At 42.5% G+C, this 16,229-nt stretch carries 13 protein-coding genes and 1 pseudogene; 3 read left to right on the top strand and 11 right to left on the bottom strand.

The features are described from left to right. Positions 1 to 378: 378 nt before the first annotated feature. On the bottom strand, positions 379 to 1,524 hold the full coding sequence (locus vsple_RS21580) for a YecA family protein (RefSeq protein WP_261881594.1): 1,146 nt from the start codon (positions 1,522 to 1,524) through the stop codon (positions 379 to 381). A 521-nt stretch (positions 1,525 to 2,045) separates the two neighbouring features. Here vsple_RS21580 and vsple_RS21575 point away from each other — a divergent pair. Beyond that, a pseudogene (locus vsple_RS21575) lies at positions 2,046 to 3,049 on the top strand (hypothetical protein). Positions 3,050 to 3,195: 146 nt separating this feature from the next. Here vsple_RS21575 and vsple_RS21565 read toward each other — a convergent pair. The 3 genes from vsple_RS21565 to vsple_RS21555 form a co-directional block, all read right to left on the bottom strand. Further along, entirely contained in the window at positions 3,196 to 3,564 is a 369-nt protein-coding gene (locus vsple_RS21565) for a VOC family protein (RefSeq protein ID WP_261884136.1), read from the bottom strand. Positions 3,565 to 3,662: 98 nt separating this feature from the next. Next, the gene (locus vsple_RS21560) at positions 3,663 to 4,109 is read right to left on the bottom strand and encodes an NUDIX hydrolase (RefSeq protein WP_261884135.1); all 447 of its coding nucleotides are present in this window, start codon (positions 4,107 to 4,109) and stop codon (positions 3,663 to 3,665) included. Positions 4,110 to 4,639: 530 nt separating this feature from the next. Next, complete coding sequence (locus vsple_RS21555) at positions 4,640 to 6,700, bottom strand: TonB-dependent siderophore receptor (RefSeq protein ID WP_261884355.1); 2,061 nt, start codon at positions 6,698 to 6,700, stop codon at positions 4,640 to 4,642. Between the two features lie 180 nt (positions 6,701 to 6,880). Here vsple_RS21555 and vsple_RS21550 point away from each other — a divergent pair, with 180 nt between their 5' ends. Further along, a complete protein-coding gene (locus tag vsple_RS21550; RefSeq protein ID WP_261884134.1) occupies positions 6,881 to 7,843 on the top strand; it encodes a LysR family transcriptional regulator in 963 nt (320 codons plus the stop codon). On the opposite strand, the gene vsple_RS21545 is transcribed toward vsple_RS21550, so the two are convergent. The 4 genes from vsple_RS21545 to vsple_RS21530 are packed head-to-tail and all read right to left on the bottom strand — an operon-like array spanning position 7,828 to position 11,697. Continuing rightward, positions 7,828 to 8,628, bottom strand: coding sequence for an ABC transporter ATP-binding protein (locus vsple_RS21545; protein ID WP_261884133.1), 801 nt, complete (start codon positions 8,626 to 8,628; stop codon positions 7,828 to 7,830). The two genes, vsple_RS21550 and vsple_RS21545, sit on opposite strands and share 16 nt — an antisense overlap. Continuing rightward, positions 8,625 to 9,665, bottom strand: coding sequence for a FecCD family ABC transporter permease (locus vsple_RS21540; protein WP_261884132.1), 1,041 nt, complete (start codon positions 9,663 to 9,665; stop codon positions 8,625 to 8,627). The genes vsple_RS21545 and vsple_RS21540 overlap by 4 nt, the downstream gene beginning before the upstream one ends. Further along, positions 9,665 to 10,681 (bottom strand): FecCD family ABC transporter permease, encoded by a 1,017-nt coding sequence (locus vsple_RS21535; protein ID WP_261884354.1) that lies wholly within the window; start codon positions 10,679 to 10,681, stop codon positions 9,665 to 9,667. The genes vsple_RS21540 and vsple_RS21535 overlap by 1 nt, the downstream gene beginning before the upstream one ends. A gap of 29 nt (positions 10,682 to 10,710) precedes the next feature. Then, positions 10,711 to 11,697: an iron-siderophore ABC transporter substrate-binding protein gene (locus vsple_RS21530; RefSeq protein ID WP_420833825.1), complete on the bottom strand. Its 987-nt coding sequence runs from the start codon at positions 11,695 to 11,697 to the stop codon at positions 10,711 to 10,713. Between the two features lie 169 nt (positions 11,698 to 11,866). On the opposite strand from vsple_RS21530, the gene vsple_RS21525 reads away from it, so the two are divergent. Then, the gene (locus vsple_RS21525; protein ID WP_261884131.1) at positions 11,867 to 12,445 is read left to right on the top strand and encodes an MSMEG_1061 family FMN-dependent PPOX-type flavoprotein; all 579 of its coding nucleotides are present in this window, start codon (positions 11,867 to 11,869) and stop codon (positions 12,443 to 12,445) included. A 44-nt stretch (positions 12,446 to 12,489) separates the two neighbouring features. On the opposite strand, the gene vsple_RS21520 is transcribed toward vsple_RS21525, so the two are convergent. The 3 genes from vsple_RS21520 to vsple_RS21510 all read right to left on the bottom strand — a co-directional run bounded on the left by vsple_RS21520 (position 12,490) and on the right by vsple_RS21510 (position 16,226). Continuing rightward, positions 12,490 to 12,972, bottom strand: coding sequence for a tetratricopeptide repeat protein (locus tag vsple_RS21520; RefSeq protein ID WP_261884130.1), 483 nt, complete (start codon positions 12,970 to 12,972; stop codon positions 12,490 to 12,492). Positions 12,973 to 13,070: 98 nt separating this feature from the next. Continuing rightward, positions 13,071 to 14,804 (bottom strand): methyl-accepting chemotaxis protein, encoded by a 1,734-nt coding sequence (locus vsple_RS21515; protein ID WP_261884129.1) that lies wholly within the window; start codon positions 14,802 to 14,804, stop codon positions 13,071 to 13,073. A 153-nt stretch (positions 14,805 to 14,957) separates the two neighbouring features. Next, the gene (locus vsple_RS21510; RefSeq protein WP_420833832.1) at positions 14,958 to 16,226 is read right to left on the bottom strand and encodes a maltoporin; all 1,269 of its coding nucleotides are present in this window, start codon (positions 16,224 to 16,226) and stop codon (positions 14,958 to 14,960) included. Positions 16,227 to 16,229: the final 3 nt, after the last annotated feature.

Raw genomic sequence — 16,229 nt, 5'->3', positions numbered from 1 at the left:
TGCTATTTCCCTTTTCAGATTCAACATAAGATCAATAGGTTAGTGAAAAGAGAATTGGTTAAATTACTCGTGTAGCATTATTTTGAGTTTTGCTGGGTTCGGATAACTTTTAGTATGGGAAACGTACATTAACAGCGTGAGAATGAGTATTTACTCTACCTAACAACGGGGCAAAGACGTGTTACTCCTACTTTCGGTAACACGTCCCTGGACAGAAATGTTTTAGGTATATTACTAAATTAGGACGTAACGGATTAGTACAAGTATGTAAAAGTAACGCCCTGTGAAGGTGTGCGATGCAGCCACAGACCACCTAAAACACTAAAATCAACGCATACTGAAAATGCCACGCGTAGCGAATCACTCTTAAACAGATCGTTAAGGCTCAGTACTTAAAGGGGATCCGACTGTAATGACGTCACGCAGCTGAGGAAAGTTGTAAGCAGATAAAGGCTTCGTAATGCCATTCGCGTTGGGAGATATATTGGTAGAGATATTGTCTCCGAACAATTTCATCAAAATCTTTCTATTGCTCTCACTTTCAGACTCCCACCACTTCGGTGATACAAAGACATTTTCGAAATTTTTGAACATGTACTGAATTATTATCGGAACGTAGTCCTCTCGATCTTTATGAAGAAGCGATGACATTACTTTGCAGCATGTTTCATCACTGTTTTCTAACCACGAAAATGCGATAATTCCCTTTTCACCGTCATAATAAGACGTAACAGAGAAGTTATCAGTCCTTTTCATAAGATCCATTAAGTCCTGAACAGGGTTCCCATCAAAATCAAAGTCTGGATTAGTTCCACCACAGACCATGACAGGAGGAGCTTCGTCGAATGTAAATATTACCGCCCTTGCTGTAGAAAAGTCGTCACTTTCCAAGGCACGATCAAAATAACTTTTATGATAGTTAAGGTCTTCAATGGCCGCTCTGTTTCCCAGCTCGTAAAGGAAGTTGTTCATCTGAATATCAAATTGAGCCTCAATGTGTTTGCCTTTATCTGTACCATGCCTCAATGTGGAAAGGTCTTGAGCACCTTCTTTAGCGTAGTACTCCCGAGCAAAAGCTCGATATGCAAGTAGAAAACACTGTTTCTGACTCGCCACAAATGACTCTTTTTCTAAAGGAGCGAAAATCACGTCATCATGATATTTACAAAAGCCATTGAATGTAGATGCATGATTGATACCGATTTTCTCTAATAAGGGTCTACCTCTATTCTTTCGGATCGCCTCATAACTCATTTTAAGTCCAAGGACATGCCCTGCGTCAGATATTGCTTTCAAACTGGAAGTCTTGGGGACAGTATGAGCTCGTATAATATTTCCCGCGCAATTCTCATTAAATGAGTCAGGACATGAACACTTTTTACGTGAGTTTACATTGTTAAATTCTCTGTTTATTTCCCAATGTTTCATTGGCTCTTGCTTATCACGAAACAAGTGACATTTTTTGTATTTTATCTGAGAACCACACCAACAAGGGTCATTTCTACCAATCTTTTTATCGTACAAGCTAAACTCCTTCGTGAGCCTTAACGATTTATAGACGGACTTTTTCCGTCCTTGCATTCCGTCTATGTTGCTGTCATTTATTATGAAACTCAACTGGTATCAACCTGTTGTGTGAATCGGCATATAGTTGTAGGGGGCGAATTACGGAAAGTTCCAAATAAGAGAACAAACTACGGATTAGATTAACTTAGTCTATTGGTGTACTGCTCAGGCGTTCCCTTTACAGGATATGAGAAGTTTTGGGGCAAAGGCGTGTTTGCCCAGATCCAAATTTGCCGAGATCAGCTTCAGCACGTCCTAGGACAAAAGCTACGTCGAGGTTCAGTTCTTCTATTTTTCTTCGGATAATTTCTTGCAAAACAACAGGCTAGAGGTCGTCATCGCTAAAATCTAACTAAGTGACTAAACTCAGCGTATCACTACACTTCAAATCAATGCAGAAGTTGAAGAGTTGAAGAATTATCACTATCATCTTTGCCATTCTTCATAATATTTTCAATTAGTTAGAAGGCGATTAGAGGATGAGAAACGTTGTTAGTGACGATAAAATCAGTGATTTTCGAGACTTAGTTAACTCAAACTCTAGCTTTGTATATCAAATATACAAAGATAAAGGTGGTAAGAATCTTTTTAACCTCGTTTGCTCTGCTATGGATTGGATCTCTGTCTCTGTTCGGCACTTAGAAAATGCGCCTGAGTTTGACAAGAACATAGATAGTAGATGTATGCTGGTCTACTCTCTGATCTCTTCAATAGACCTCACTTTCGAGTCAATAAAACAACTACATCGAGTGTTAATGACTGGTAAGAAAGATCCGTTTTATGGTGAAAAGAAATGCTTCAAAGATCGCCTCTTTGCTAATGAAGATGATAATAATTACTTTAAAACTATCAGGGCGTGTTTCGGTGCTCACCCCGTAAACCTGAATCAAGAAAATTCAAAGCGTTTCGCAAGTTGGCCATTTCCAAGTCATTTCAACACAGGCGATTTGAGTGTTCATTTGTACAGTCGAGATGTGGGTAAAGAAGACTTAACGTTGAACCTCAATATTAATGAGCTGTTGGAATTCCTCAGAATTCGATATGAGTATCTTGATGTTATTGCTGATAGGATTGAAACGCTGTTTGTTGAGTATCACACAAACTTTCAAAAGAAAAGATTGAGACTAAATCAGATCCTTTAGAACAACTCTATGTTCTTCGTACTGAGTCAGAAAAACGATTAGATAACGATTACTATAACAGTGAGATTGACGACCTGATTATGATTTTTGAAGCGGAAGTAACTGACACTGACCTTGTGCTATTGGCTGATAAGTATAAAGAATCCCTCCTACCTTTGATTGAAGAGATTAAGACGAATCTTCAAGAAATGAACATCGTTGACCTAGCAAACGATAGTGAACTGAGAATAAGATCTGACCTTGATAAAGAGTTACGTTATGAACTTGGTAAGTTCAAGTTCACCAAAACTGATGACATCAAACTTACGTTTCTTAAAGCAAAGCTCATGCTAACCGAATAGTGTGAACAAATAGAGTCAACTCTTATCTTTTTCTGTTCATTGCTTTTTGTATATCAAAGTTACCTGAACATCATTGTTTGAACTTTGGGTTGTAACTCATAAAGGGGCACTTTCGAGTCATATAGTGCCACGGGTGATAATTCATATTATAAATGTTCTGAAGGTGAAGTAGCTCCACGAATACCAATTAAATTACCAAATGGGTCTTCAACTTGGCACATGGAAAGTCCATTTTCGATATCGATAGGTCCACGATAAAGATGAGCGCCAAGTGTTTCGAAATGAGCCAAAGCAGCGGGTAGGCTTGCAACAGACCAATATAAAACTGTACCTCTCTTGCCCGAACAAACTTTTTCGTCTGCTTGTACGATTTCTAAAGAAAAACCATTTAGGTCAAGTATCGTGAAGTTAAACATTGGATGATGCACTGAAACGGCGTCAGGAAAAGCTTTCTTATACCATTCAAGCCCTTTGGCCACATCTGGGACATGAATAAGCACTGCCGATGGATTCATAATTATCTCCTACCATATAACCGCTTTTTAATAGAGAAAACGCTCGCCCACTACATCGAAAAGACCGCTCGCTCTATACGATTTGGGACAATTCGATTTTATATATTCATGTGATGGGATTTAAGTCGTTCACATAACTCCCATAAAGCTATCCGATTTGAATCGTACTTGAGAAGTTTACTCGCCTCAGATGCCTTACACCAACGGAACTCTGTGTGTTCCGAAGATAACTTTGGCTCTCCAGACACCTGCACCGAGAAGGAGTATTCTGGTATCACATAAGGGTGATCGTTCCATTTTTCATTATCAGAATAAAAAACTCGAGGCAACATACACATAGAATCTAGTTGAACCCAATCAATGCCCGTTAACGACGCCTCTTCATATAACTCTCTTTTTGCAGCTTCAAGCAGTGACTCGTAATCTTCACCACCACCAGAAATTGCCTGCCATTCACCATTGTCTGTTCGGCAAGCAATCAGGAATATGGGTTCTGCCATTTCAAATTTGTATGGGAATATGAGTACCTGAAATGGTGATCTCATTGAATTAGTTCCACTATTGTTACACGTCCATAGATACTACAACCATTAGGAAAAGTAGGGTAATTTGAAGACTAAATTTTTCACGATTTTGGTGCGCAAACTCGGAATGGGGCACTTTCGAGCTAGAAAGTTTCTCGGGGTAAAAATTCAGCCTGAGAAGCTATTGGTCAATTCTGAGTTTCATCTATTTTAACATTAGTATTTAATGAATTACCTAAAGAAAACCGTTCATCCCAGTTTTCGAAACTAATGGTGCAGATAACTTGTATAGAGCTGGCCAAATTAGGTCAAAAGCACCTTAAATTTAGCTCTCTAATCGATTAGATGTAGAACACAACAGGTGTGGCAGATTTAGACCAATGTCGAACATAATGCATGCGATCAGAAAGTCTAAAATGCCCAAGTTGGGCTCGGATTAATGCACAACCTTGTCTTCGCGGCTAAAATTGGTAAAAAATCAGCCACAGCATCTCCTGATACTGTGGCTGATCTTATCGTAAGATATTAAATTATCCCGAGGTGATGTTTATCTACCAAGAATAATTTAATGCTGCGTTGAATGAACGACCAGGGTTGTAATAATTTGCCGTACCCGATCCTACAACGTATTGTTTATCAGCTAAGTTGTGAACGTTAACGGTCAATTGAGCTGACTTCGAAATACGATAAGCAAATGCTGCGTCAAACAGAGTTGCATCTTCACTCTTTGATGTATTTGCAGCATCAAAATAGTAGCTGCCTACATATCGTACACCTAAACCAACATCGATAGTCTTAATAGGCAAGGTGTAGTAACCCCACAAAGACCCACTGTGATTCGGCGCAGTGGCGAATTCCTTACCATCAAGCTCTAACCCACCTCGGGTGCTACCACGAACCACCTCCGATTCCATGTATGAGTATCCGCCCGTAACATTGAAGTCTTCTGTAAGCTCTGCTTTCATTTCAAGGTCAAAGCCTTTTACGCGAGTTTCGCCGACTGTTTCACGCTCAATCGTACCGTTGTCCTGCACAATTGCCATGGTGACATCATTTTTCTCAAGATCATAAACCGCAACCGAGAAGAGAGCATTCATACCTGCTGGTGCATATTTAACACCTAATTCAAGTTGCTCACCACGCTCCGGCTTCACACCAATGCTTGGTGGTGCAACTGATTCTACCTGACTAATGTAAGTTGACCATTCATCTGTCACTTTGACAGTAAATGCGCCACGCAGTGAAGTCTCGGAGAAATCATCGCTAGACTTAGTTCCACTAATATCACGACTTGCCAGATCCATGTAATCATGACGAATGCCAAATGTAAGAATATAGCGGTCATCAAGAGACAAGTTCTGCTGAAGGAAGACAGACTTTGTTGTCTCGTCCTGATCATTTTTACTATATGGAGCACCAATCGTAGGTTTTCCGGTATATACAGGATTGTCTAAGTTGATGTTATCCGCTAAACCATAAACCGATGCATCTTGGGTTGAAGCATCACGATATTCCAAGCCAACCAGAGTACTACTGTCGATTCGGTCAAAGCTAACATCGTATTGCAAAATGGTGTTACCGATCCACTGTTCTGAAGACGTATCCGTACCGAAATAGTAACGAGCAAGGTCACTGCCCGTACGCCCTTCAAAATCATACAAATAAACATAACCAAAATCATCGGTCAATTTGCTGTAGCGTAAATTACCACTCAAAGACAATCCATTATCAAAGTAATGCGACACCTGAGCGGTAATGTTAGTACGCTCGACATCGTGCTTGTTGTAATCCGGCTCACCAAAAAAATCGCTACGGTCGTATTCTTTGTCGAGTGGGTAGCCACCACTGTTTGGTGTAGCATCACGCCCCAGGTAATCAACAATTAACGTTGCGGTTGTGCTTGCGGATGGTTGCCAGCTTAATCCCCCCATGATTAGCTGAGAATTGTTTTTAGAGTGATCATATTCCAAATCGCCGTCTTTAATTTTAGTCGTAAGACGGTAAGCGACAGTTCCCGCTTCATTGAGGGTATCACCAAAATCCAACCCGAATTCTTTGTTATCGAACGAACCATAAGACACGTAAGTATTACCAAACTGCTCAAACTTAGGCTTCTTACTTACAAAGTTAACCGAGCCGCCTGGGTCAGCAGGGCCAAACAAAGTCGAGTTAGCACCACGAATCACTTCCACTCGCTCATAAGCGTACGGATCTTCTCGTACACCACGCATCGATCCTAGTGTCATACCGTCTCTGTATGTTGTCGCCTGAAAGCCACGAATTTTGAAATAATCATTACGGTCATCCGTACCATAGAAATCCGTTACAAGACCCGGAGAGTACTGAAGAATCTCTTCCGTTGTAGTAGCGTTGCGTTGCTTGATTTCTTTTTCCGTTATTACAGAAACCAATGCCGGTGTATCTAGCACGTTGGTTGCGACTTTACCGCCAACCCAAAGTTCTTCGGCAACAATAGTATCTGAGTCACTGGAAACTGGCTGGCCATATACTGTGATCGTATTGATGCGATGGGCTTCGGCTTCTTTTGATTCATCAGCGTGGACTGTCGCCGAGTAAGAAACAACAGGTAACAAGCAGAGGAGTATGCGCATTGCAATAGACCTTTCTTGGACTAAGGAGTTACCACTGTTAATGTTTTCCATTTTCTATATCCTATACAGCAATTTTTATAGTTATTTATATTTTTGATAATCTAAACGATAATGCTTACTATTTACTATTAATAAAATTGATTTATAGTTATCAACCGATGCCGAGAGAGAAACAAACTCATGGAGCTACGCCACTTAAAATATTTTTTAGCGGTCGCAGAAACACAAAACATTCGATTAGCTGCACAAAAGGTCCACGTTACACAACCAGCAATTTCGAGAAAAATTAAAGAATTAGAAACGGAATTAGGCGTGCAGTTGTTTGAACGGTTACCGAAAGGACTACGTTTAAACCGTGCTGGCAAAGCCTACCAAAAAGAGCTCGGTGCGATTTTACGCCAAATCAGTGATGCCAATGAGCGAGTGCGTCAGTTTAGCCATTCGGATTATGGCAGCCTTACCATTGGTGTCCCAGATTTCGTATTATGGGAAGGTGAAGTGAACCAAGCGATCAACCAGTTCCGTAACGATAACCAAGGTGTAGAGTTGGAACTTTATTCTGATATGCCTGCGGTATTGCTTAAACGACTAGAGCTAGAGCAAATTGACGGCACGTTTCTCTATCGCTTTTCTGAATTGCCTTCCGAATATTCAATGCAGCCCATAGCTCAAGATCGGCTTGTCTTAGCCTATCCAAATAACTGGGCTGATAAAGTATCCCCTTCTATGAGCATTGATGAACTCAATCAACTGCCATTCATCCGTCTGCCACGTGTGGTTGACCCTGAGTATTACGATTGGCAAGAATCTATGCTGAATGACATTGGCTGGATACCAAAAGTAACACAATGGGCACATGGTGAAAGCACGATGCTTGGATTAGTCGCCGCAGGAAGCGGTGTCGCTATCGTTAACGAACGACACTTTAGCCGCCACTCCGATAAGTTCTGTTCAACACCGTTGGACATTCTGCCACACACTTTTACGCTCGGTTTTGTGTATAAGAATAAATCTGATAATCCGGCTCTGATCGAGTTTCTGCATCTGCTTTCCGGAACCGGAAATCCCGGAGAAGCAGCGATTGATATACAAGAGCCCCGCGAGGTTATGCAGAATGAAGAAGCGGTTTATTTAAGCTTGTGACGTCCGATAGGAATCATCATTGGGATGTGAGTGACGGGGTCTTGAATGATATGGTTATTTAAACCAAACACCGCCTGGATCATCTCTGTGGTGAGTACTTGCTGAGGTGCTCCGTGTGCATGTATCTGACCATTAATCATCGCCAGTAAATAATCGGAATAACGCGCCGCCAGGTTGAGATCATGCAAAACCATCACGATGGTAATTCCACGCTGTAGATTGAGATCCACCAGCAGGTCTAAAACCTCAACTTGGTGGGTGACATCCAAAAAGGTGGTCGGCTCATCGAGTAATAGGATGTCGGTTTCCTGAGCAAGCGCCATCGCTATCCATACACGCTGGCGTTGCCCTCCCGATAACTCATCCACTTCACGGTCAATTAACTCAGAGAGTTTTGTCACTTCTAGCGCATTCGCAACAGCTTCATCATCTTTTGTGCTCCAGCGAGACATTAACCCGTGATGCGGGTGACGACCACGACTGACCAGGTCTCCAACCGTGATCCCTTCCGGTGCAATCGGTGATTGCGGCAACAAGCCTAACGTTCGGGCTAAAGTCTTTGTTGAGCTGTGGTGTACTGATTTGCCATCTAACAACACCTGGCCGTGTGAAGGCGCAATTAAACGGGAGATGGTTTTCAGCAGCGTCGATTTACCACACGCATTTGCACCAACAATTGAAGTGAGCTTACCAGGCACAATATTAAGTGAAAGGTCTTTGACGATTGTTTTATCACCGTAGCCAGCAGACAACTGCTCTACCACTAATTCATGAGCTTTTGTCACAACGAGCCTCCTGTGCGATTGACGCGTATGATCAGGTAAATAAGATAGGGAGCGCCAAGTGCTCCGGTAACGACACCAACCGGATAACGGCTTGGCAGAAGAAACTGGCCGATATAATCCCCGGCCAGCACTAACACCGCGCCGACTAAAGCAGACGGAATTAACAAAGAGCCATTTGAGCCAACAACACGGGCGGCGATCGGGCCAGACAGAAAGGCAACAAACGCAATCGGCCCCGTTACCGCCGTCGCAACTGCGATCAAACCCACCGCGCACACAATAACGATAATCCGGGTAACGCTTGTGTTTACACCCAATGCAGCCGCCGTTTCATCGCCCATTCGCAGGGCTTCGAGCGACTTAGTCTGGCTAATCAGCAAACCACCAAAAACACATAGCGATAACAAGATCAGTAAGGTTTGATCAATCTGCACCGAGTTTACGCTGCCGGTTAACCAACGCATCGCTTCTTGCAGATCCCAGGAAATCGCCTGAGACAATAAATAAGCGATATAACTTTCGATCATGGCAGAGATACCAATCCCGATGAGAATCAGCCGGGTACCTGCAACGCCATTTTTGTAGGACAAACCATAAACAGCCATTGCCACTGCGAGGCCGGCGAAGACCGAAAACACCGCGACAGCGGAGCCATCCATATTCAGGACCACGATAGCAAAGACAGCGGCAGCACTGGCTCCTGAGCTGACGCCCACAATATCAGGGCTTGCGAGAGGATTACGCAACATAGTCTGAAATGCGACGCCGGCTAAGCCGAAGCTCATGCCAACTAAGAGCGATACCACCGCTCTTGGAAGTCTCAGATATCCGACAGTAAAACTTGCACCCGGAATATTTTCTCCACCAAGCACTCGCCATACTACAGAAGGTGACGTGTAAGACTGCCCTAATACCAGCGTTAGACACCACGCGCAAAAAGCCAGAAACGAGAGACCTACAATGATTAAAACCCAACGCCGTGCACGCTGCATACGGGCGTTTTGCACGCGTTGTAAAAGAAGCATTTCAGCGGCCATTATAATTCCCTAATTCGCTGACAGCGAACAATCCAGATGAAAAACGGAGCACCAATAAACGCAGTAACAACACCAACAGACAGTTCACTCGGACGAGAAATAATGCGGCCAAGAATATCGGCTAACAACAGCAGACTTGCACCACTCACAGCGGAGAATGGCAACAACCAACGATGATCAACACCCACCAGCAAGCGACAGAAATGTGGTACCACTAACCCCACAAAACCTATCGGTCCGCAAATAGCAGTCGTTGCGCCACACAACAAAATCGCACCCAGTCCTGCGGCGGCACGGGCAAACAACACGTTTTCACCCAAGCCGGCAGCTAACTCATCACCGAGTGCTAATGTATTAAGCTTGCGGGCGGTAAGCATGGTTATCGCTAATCCCGCCACTAAAAACGGAAGCACCATGAATATCGTGTCAAAGGTTGCACCACCGACACCACCGATTTGCCATGATCTTGCTCCGCCTGCAATATCATTACGAGGTAATACGACAGCAATGGTAAAACACGATAAGGCCGCAGAAGTTGCCGCACCGGCTAATGCCAGTTTTAATGGCGTTGCTCCCCCGCGCCCCATAGAACCGATGGTATAGACAAAAGCAGCGGTCAGCGCCGAACCTAAAATCGCCATCCAGACATAGCTTTCCAACTTGTTCATACCAAACCAAGCCAGACCGATAACCACAAAAAAGGCAGCACCAATGTTAACACCCAGAATCCCAGGATCGGCTAACGGATTGCGAGTCACACCCTGCATCACGGCACCTGATAATCCCAGTGCAGCGCCTGCAATCACGGCTAACACTGTGCGAGGAATGCGCATTGACACCGCGGCTTCACCAACCGTATTTAGATTCCCGAGTAATGCACTTGTGATCTCCTGCCATGACACTTCCCTTGTCCCTAAAGCAACAGAAAGCAAGCACAGCAGAACTAAAGCAATGAGCAAAATAACCAGACTCACAGATCGGGAAAGACCAAAACCTTGCCGCCGGGAACATTGCATTGAAGCCGAGGGTTGTGTCCCAGAACGGTTCATTGAGCTTTGCGTGCAGCAGTCGCCAACGCCTCAAGGTAATCGTCCAATACCCAGGAAATCGATAAAGGTGTTGGATTCGCAGCCGTCGCTAGTGGTCCACTACCCAACATCACAATAGATCCATTTTTTACGGCATGCATTTTTGACATTAATGGATTATTTTCGAGTGGGGTCAGCAACTCTTTTGCGCCATAAGTAACAAAAAGATCGACATCATCAAATGCATCAATTTGTTCAATACTCGCCTCACCAGAGAATTGACCTGCGCGACTGAGCGCTTCAATACTCTCTGGTGAGCTCAAGCTTAGATCGTTAAAAAACTTCACTCGAGTATCATTGCCGGTGTAAAAACGAATCACACTTAAATCAGTTGGGTCGAGGTGAGTAATAAACATCGCCGATTTGCCAGCTAACTCAGGGTAAAGAGCAACGCGAGCTGCGATATCCGTTTCAATATCTTTTATCAGCGATTCGCCCTCTTCCGTCATGCCTAAACCTGCGCTGTTAAATCGGATCATACTGCGCCAATCAGTCGCCCAGGGCGCGGTCGGGTAAGCGACAACCGGTGCAATCATATTAAGTGTTTCATAATCAGAACGACTCAAGCCAGAATAGGCCGCCAAGATAACGTCGGGTTGTGTGGCTGCCACTGCCTCAAAATCAATACCGTCACCTTCATCAAATAGCCTTGGCGTCTGAGCGCCGAGTTTGTCCAGTTGTGCTTTTACCCAAGGAAGCACACCGTCACCGTCGTCATCGCCAAATTTTGCCGCAGCAAAACCAACCGGAACGACACCAAGAGCGAGAGGCACCTCATGATTCGCCCATGCGACGGTTGCCACACGTTCTGGTTTTTTCTGAATCACCGTAGTGCCAAAAGCATGCTGGATCTTGATAGGGTAATTGGTATGGTCTCCAGCCCAACTGAAAGTGCTCATAAAAGCGAGAATAACAACGGAAATGACAACACTGAGGTTACGCATAATATTGGCTTCAACTGCAATTGAATCTACTCATGCATTCAGCGTGACGAATGCGATTGAGTTTGACTCTGAAATAGGAATTAGCTCATGATAATGCAAACCAGTTATAAATAGTACTAAGTATCATTTACAAATAGTTTATGACCGATAACCAAAGAGAAAGTATCAAATGACTCGAATAACAACACTGGAAGCACTGAGAGAACTCTACCCTACCCCTCACCCGTTAGCTGTAGCGAAAGACATAAGGCACATCGATCAGCACGCCAAGAAATTTATCGAAAGCAGCACATTATTTTTTCTTTCTTCAACTAGCCAGGATGGTTTTTTGGACGTCTCACCGCGTGGCGGTAAATCAGGCTTCGTAAAAGTATTTGATGACAAAACCATTGGTTTCCCTGACAGCCCAGGAAACAATCGTTTAGACACTTTAACTAACCTGCTGACGAACCCAAATGTAGGGATGCTGTTCATTGTTCCCGGCATTGAAGATGTGGTTCGGGTCAAAGGTACGGCATCCATTCATGTAGACGATGCCAGCCGCAACCTTTGCCTTGATGGTAAAACCAAACCTAAACTCGTAATAAAAGTAGAGGTTGATACATTATTATTCCACTGCCCGAAAGCACTGATGACATCGAACATCTGGAAAAGTGAGACGTTTACGGACAGAGGAGAATTTCTGCCTTCTCTACTTCAAATCATCAAAGATCAACAAGTAGAAAAAGAACACCGAGGAGATAGTTAAAAGCGACAAAAAACCCTTCTCATATACCGATTACTGTGTTTCCTCTACCACGTTCTATCTAAATCTTCTGCGTATAAAGAAATAGCACGCTGATACTCTTTAATTGCATCGCTGTTCGTGGTTGAGACCAATAGTTTGAGTAGCAATGATGTTGCTTCTTTATGACGCCCTAAGTTGTAGAGACACATAGCATAGAAAGGCTGAACTTCAATAGAACTAGGGTACTCTCTTAGAGTCTGCTCGAAATAGCTTAGCGCCTCCGAATACCTACCAAGGCTTCGATAGGTGCTCGCTAGCCCGAACAAAGCATCAAACTTTTCAGCCGACGATAATAGACCTGAAAGAGATGACAGATAATGGGTAATAGCTTCTTGCTCTCTACCTTCATTGTCGTATGACCAAGCGATTTGCAAGTGAGCCTTCGCTGCATAAGTTTCATCTTTTAGAAGGGTTTCTAGCAAAGCTCTCGACTCTTGATGCTTAGTCTCTTTCCTCAATTTAATGGCTTGTTCGATGATGTTTTCCATATTTTCCCTTACATCTTATCTACCGTTTTAATAAGGTAAGATTTGACAAGTTTACCTCAACTTCTCCTTAACTTATTGCAGATGAGTTAGTTTCGTCGTTAAACTTTGAAAACCGCTACATCTTTAGTCAATGCCGAAGAAATTCGACTGATATCTCCATGGACACTCGCAATAGCATTTGCACCGTGAGCAATTTCATCACTCAAACAGTTAGACAGCTCGATCTCTGAGTTAAGTTTCTTCATCATTTCACACTGTGCATCTGATGCTTGTGAAACACCAGAGTTAATGATATTTATTTTACTAACTGCGTGTTCAACAAGTTGAATCTGCTCAATAACTTCTAGTGTACAATTTCGACTAAGCTCACTGCTTTTTAAAACTTGAGACATCTGTTCCACCAGCTTCTGAGACGAGTCAGAAAACTGAATCAGAAACTCATCAATTTCAATAGTGCTGCTTCGAGTTTTCGACGCGAGTATTCGTACTTCTTCGGCGACAACAGCAAACCCCTTTCCTGACTCTCCTGCTCTTGCTGCTTCAATAGAAGCATTTAACGCTAGTAAATCAGTTTGATCGGCAATTTTTTGAATCGAGCTTAGAATGTTACTGATCCCCTGAGATACTGTATCCATAACACCAATTGAGGAAGAGACTTGTTCTGTATTCTCACCTAGGGTGGTTCCAATATTTTCAGCAACCGCACTTTTGACGACCGCTTCACTCACTTGGCTACTTACTTGTTGTGCTAGCTCCATTGCTTGGTGAGTTTGTTGTTGAACATCTAATGATGACCGTCGAATATCATTTATAGCATTAGACAGGCTCTCATTCTGCTTACTGTAACGGGAAACAGTAGATACATTCCGTCCAATTTGCACATCAAGTTCTTGTCTGGCGTCGTTCAAAGCAACATTAGAACTAGAGATTTTTTTAAATAAAGCCTGCAAATTATCTATAAAACCATTCACTGAGTTGGAGATATGACCTATTTCATCTTGACGATTAAGATTAATGCGTTGAGTTAAGTCTGCATCGCGTCCTGCTAAGCTTTCAACTAAATTCTTTAACTTAGGTAACGGGCTTAGTTGAAAATTTAGAATCCACAGACTAATAACCAGCATAATAAAAGCGCAAAATGACATATACTTTGTAATATCTTTATTTATATTATCGATAATTCCTTTGATATATTCGTAGTCAATATACGAGCGTAAATACCAATTTGACCCCGCTACATTAACAACGTCCGTTTGTTTCAAATCTAAGTTTAGACGTCCTGTTGAATAAATAGAGTTTTCATTTTCGTCTAGTAACTCAAAGTGCACACCTGGGACACTATAACGCTGTATTAGCTCTCCAATTAAGCTCAAATTGATAGTAAAGAAATCTACAACACTATGTTTCTTTTTAGAAATGATTACTTTTTCCTGACCACTTTCCGAAAAAACTTGTGTTATTTTTATACCTTCATGATGGTCTCGAGCCAAATCAATATAGTATTGAGATTGCCCTTTATCTAAGCTGCCTTTATCACTCAAAGCTGTCTTATTAACAAGCTTCACAACTTGCTCATAACCCAGTTTCTGTTTTGTGTCACGAATACCAATTATTCCAAAATCTAAACTTTCAATTACCGATATATCGCGTTCAATGGATTTTTTAATTTCGCTGCTAATTAACCCTACATTACTAATCATACGACTGTTGTATGAATTATTGATGTAGTCACCAATAATATACTTAACACTAAAGTAAGCAGTCACAATAGTAATGATTAAAGATATTCCAAATAAGATTATAATTTTATTCTTTAACGACAGTGCTTTCATACATAGTCCGTGAAAAAAGCTCTTGAAGTGGAAATATGTACATATTTTCCGCCCCCTCCGGCTGAATACGACCCACTTCAAGAGCAAATGACAAAAGATTTCCATGTGATAGGTAAAATGGAACTAAGCTGGCCTATCTAAGGTAGAAGTTGATTACCACCAAGCTTCTATTTGCACACCGTAGTTGATCGTGTCATTACTCTTGTTGTTATCAAAAGAGTCGCCTTCGTTATCTTTCAAATACGTTGCAAAAAATCGGATTTCTGGACGAGCGAAGAAAGATTCACCCGCTGAAATTGCGTGTGCGATAGTGAATTTTGTACCACTAAACTTGTCTTCAGAGCCTGAATCCCAAGTTTTTTTCTGATCAAAGTAACCGACCTCTAATATGGTCTTGTTGTATGGTGACCAGTTGTAAGTCGGGCGCGCTACAAATGAGAACAACTCCTCCTTGTCTAACCAGTCACCATGATCTTTTACGTTACCGTAAGTTAGAACATGATTGATTACGACATTTTCGCTTAAATTCAAATCACCGGTGCTGATAAAGCGAAACCCTTTTGCATCGCTGACGTCACCACTCCAGATGTCATACCAGCCTCCTCCTTGTGAGATGGCATTCTGTGCAAGCCCTTTGTCCATGTATTGGAGTACAAACTTGTTGTAACCCAACGCGAAACTCTGGCTAAGTTCAGCAGTTAGCATTAATCCGTTATCGAAGTTTTCAGCATGGCTTTCTTGCTCATCCGTCGGGTTAACTATTGCATAGTCGATACCAAATTCAGTCCAAGATCCTTCCCATGGGCTAAAGCCCGCGTAACGTAAATCTAAGAAATATGTATTCAAATCTCCGTAACTCGTTTTGTTGCCTGCATTATCCCACTCGGCTAACTCATTATCAGCTCGAATCACCGCTGCAGAGATCGCACCGGTATCTAACTTTATATTTTCGACACCGACACCGTAACCGGATATATTCCAGTACTTGGTGTCTATAATATGGATATCATGACGTTGATAAAAACGTTTACCAGCCCAAATAACCGCATCAGGAGAAGCAGAGATATAGCCCTTAGCTTGTATGTTTAACTGTTTAATTCCAAAGTTTGCACTGTCATCCTTACTGTTTTCAGATTCCAAATTTCCGTCGGATGACATTTCAAACATACTTTCAAAGTACATTGAGCGACCGTCTGCATTAAATAGCTCTTGACCCAATCCAATTTCCGAATATGTATCAAATTCATTGCCTAAGCGACCCAATTTCGTTTTATTAAACTCATCTCCAGCCTTTGTGCCACCCCCATCAGCACTAGCTCCCAAACCAGCACGAACGTAACCATAGAAGTCGACGGCTGAAGCTTGAGTGGCGAATAAAGAACCTAAAATAGCGACGGTCAATGTTGCTTTTTTCATTTTAATTTC

The organism is Vibrio pelagius (assembly GCF_024347575.1).
In the GTDB taxonomy this organism is placed as follows: domain Bacteria; phylum Pseudomonadota; class Gammaproteobacteria; order Enterobacterales; family Vibrionaceae; genus Vibrio; species Vibrio pelagius.
Note: the sequence above shows the minus strand (reverse complement) of the source record. Positions and strands in the feature narration are given on the sequence as shown.

What these genes read in the sequence shown, in the direction of transcription:
- vsple_RS21565 (WP_261884136.1), bottom strand. Translation starts at nt 3,564, where the DNA reads ATGAATCCATCGGCAGTGCTTATTCATGTCCCAGATGTGGCCAAAGGG.
- vsple_RS21560 (WP_261884135.1), bottom strand. Translation starts at nt 4,109, where the DNA reads ATGAGATCACCATTTCAGGTACTCATATTCCCATACAAATTTGAAATG.
- vsple_RS21555 (WP_261884355.1), bottom strand. Translation starts at nt 6,700, where the DNA reads ATGCGCATACTCCTCTGCTTGTTACCTGTTGTTTCTTACTCGGCGACA.
- vsple_RS21550 (WP_261884134.1), top strand. Translation starts at nt 6,881, where the DNA reads ATGGAGCTACGCCACTTAAAATATTTTTTAGCGGTCGCAGAAACACAA.
- vsple_RS21540 (WP_261884132.1), bottom strand. Translation starts at nt 9,665, where the DNA reads ATGGCCGCTGAAATGCTTCTTTTACAACGCGTGCAAAACGCCCGTATG.
- vsple_RS21535 (WP_261884354.1), bottom strand. Translation starts at nt 10,681, where the DNA reads ATGCAATGTTCCCGGCGGCAAGGTTTTGGTCTTTCCCGATCTGTGAGT.
- vsple_RS21530 (WP_420833825.1), bottom strand. Translation starts at nt 11,697, where the DNA reads ATGCGTAACCTCAGTGTTGTCATTTCCGTTGTTATTCTCGCTTTTATG.
- vsple_RS21525 (WP_261884131.1), top strand. Translation starts at nt 11,867, where the DNA reads ATGACTCGAATAACAACACTGGAAGCACTGAGAGAACTCTACCCTACC.
- vsple_RS21520 (WP_261884130.1), bottom strand. Translation starts at nt 12,972, where the DNA reads ATGGAAAACATCATCGAACAAGCCATTAAATTGAGGAAAGAGACTAAG.
- vsple_RS21515 (WP_261884129.1), bottom strand. Translation starts at nt 14,804, where the DNA reads ATGAAAGCACTGTCGTTAAAGAATAAAATTATAATCTTATTTGGAATA.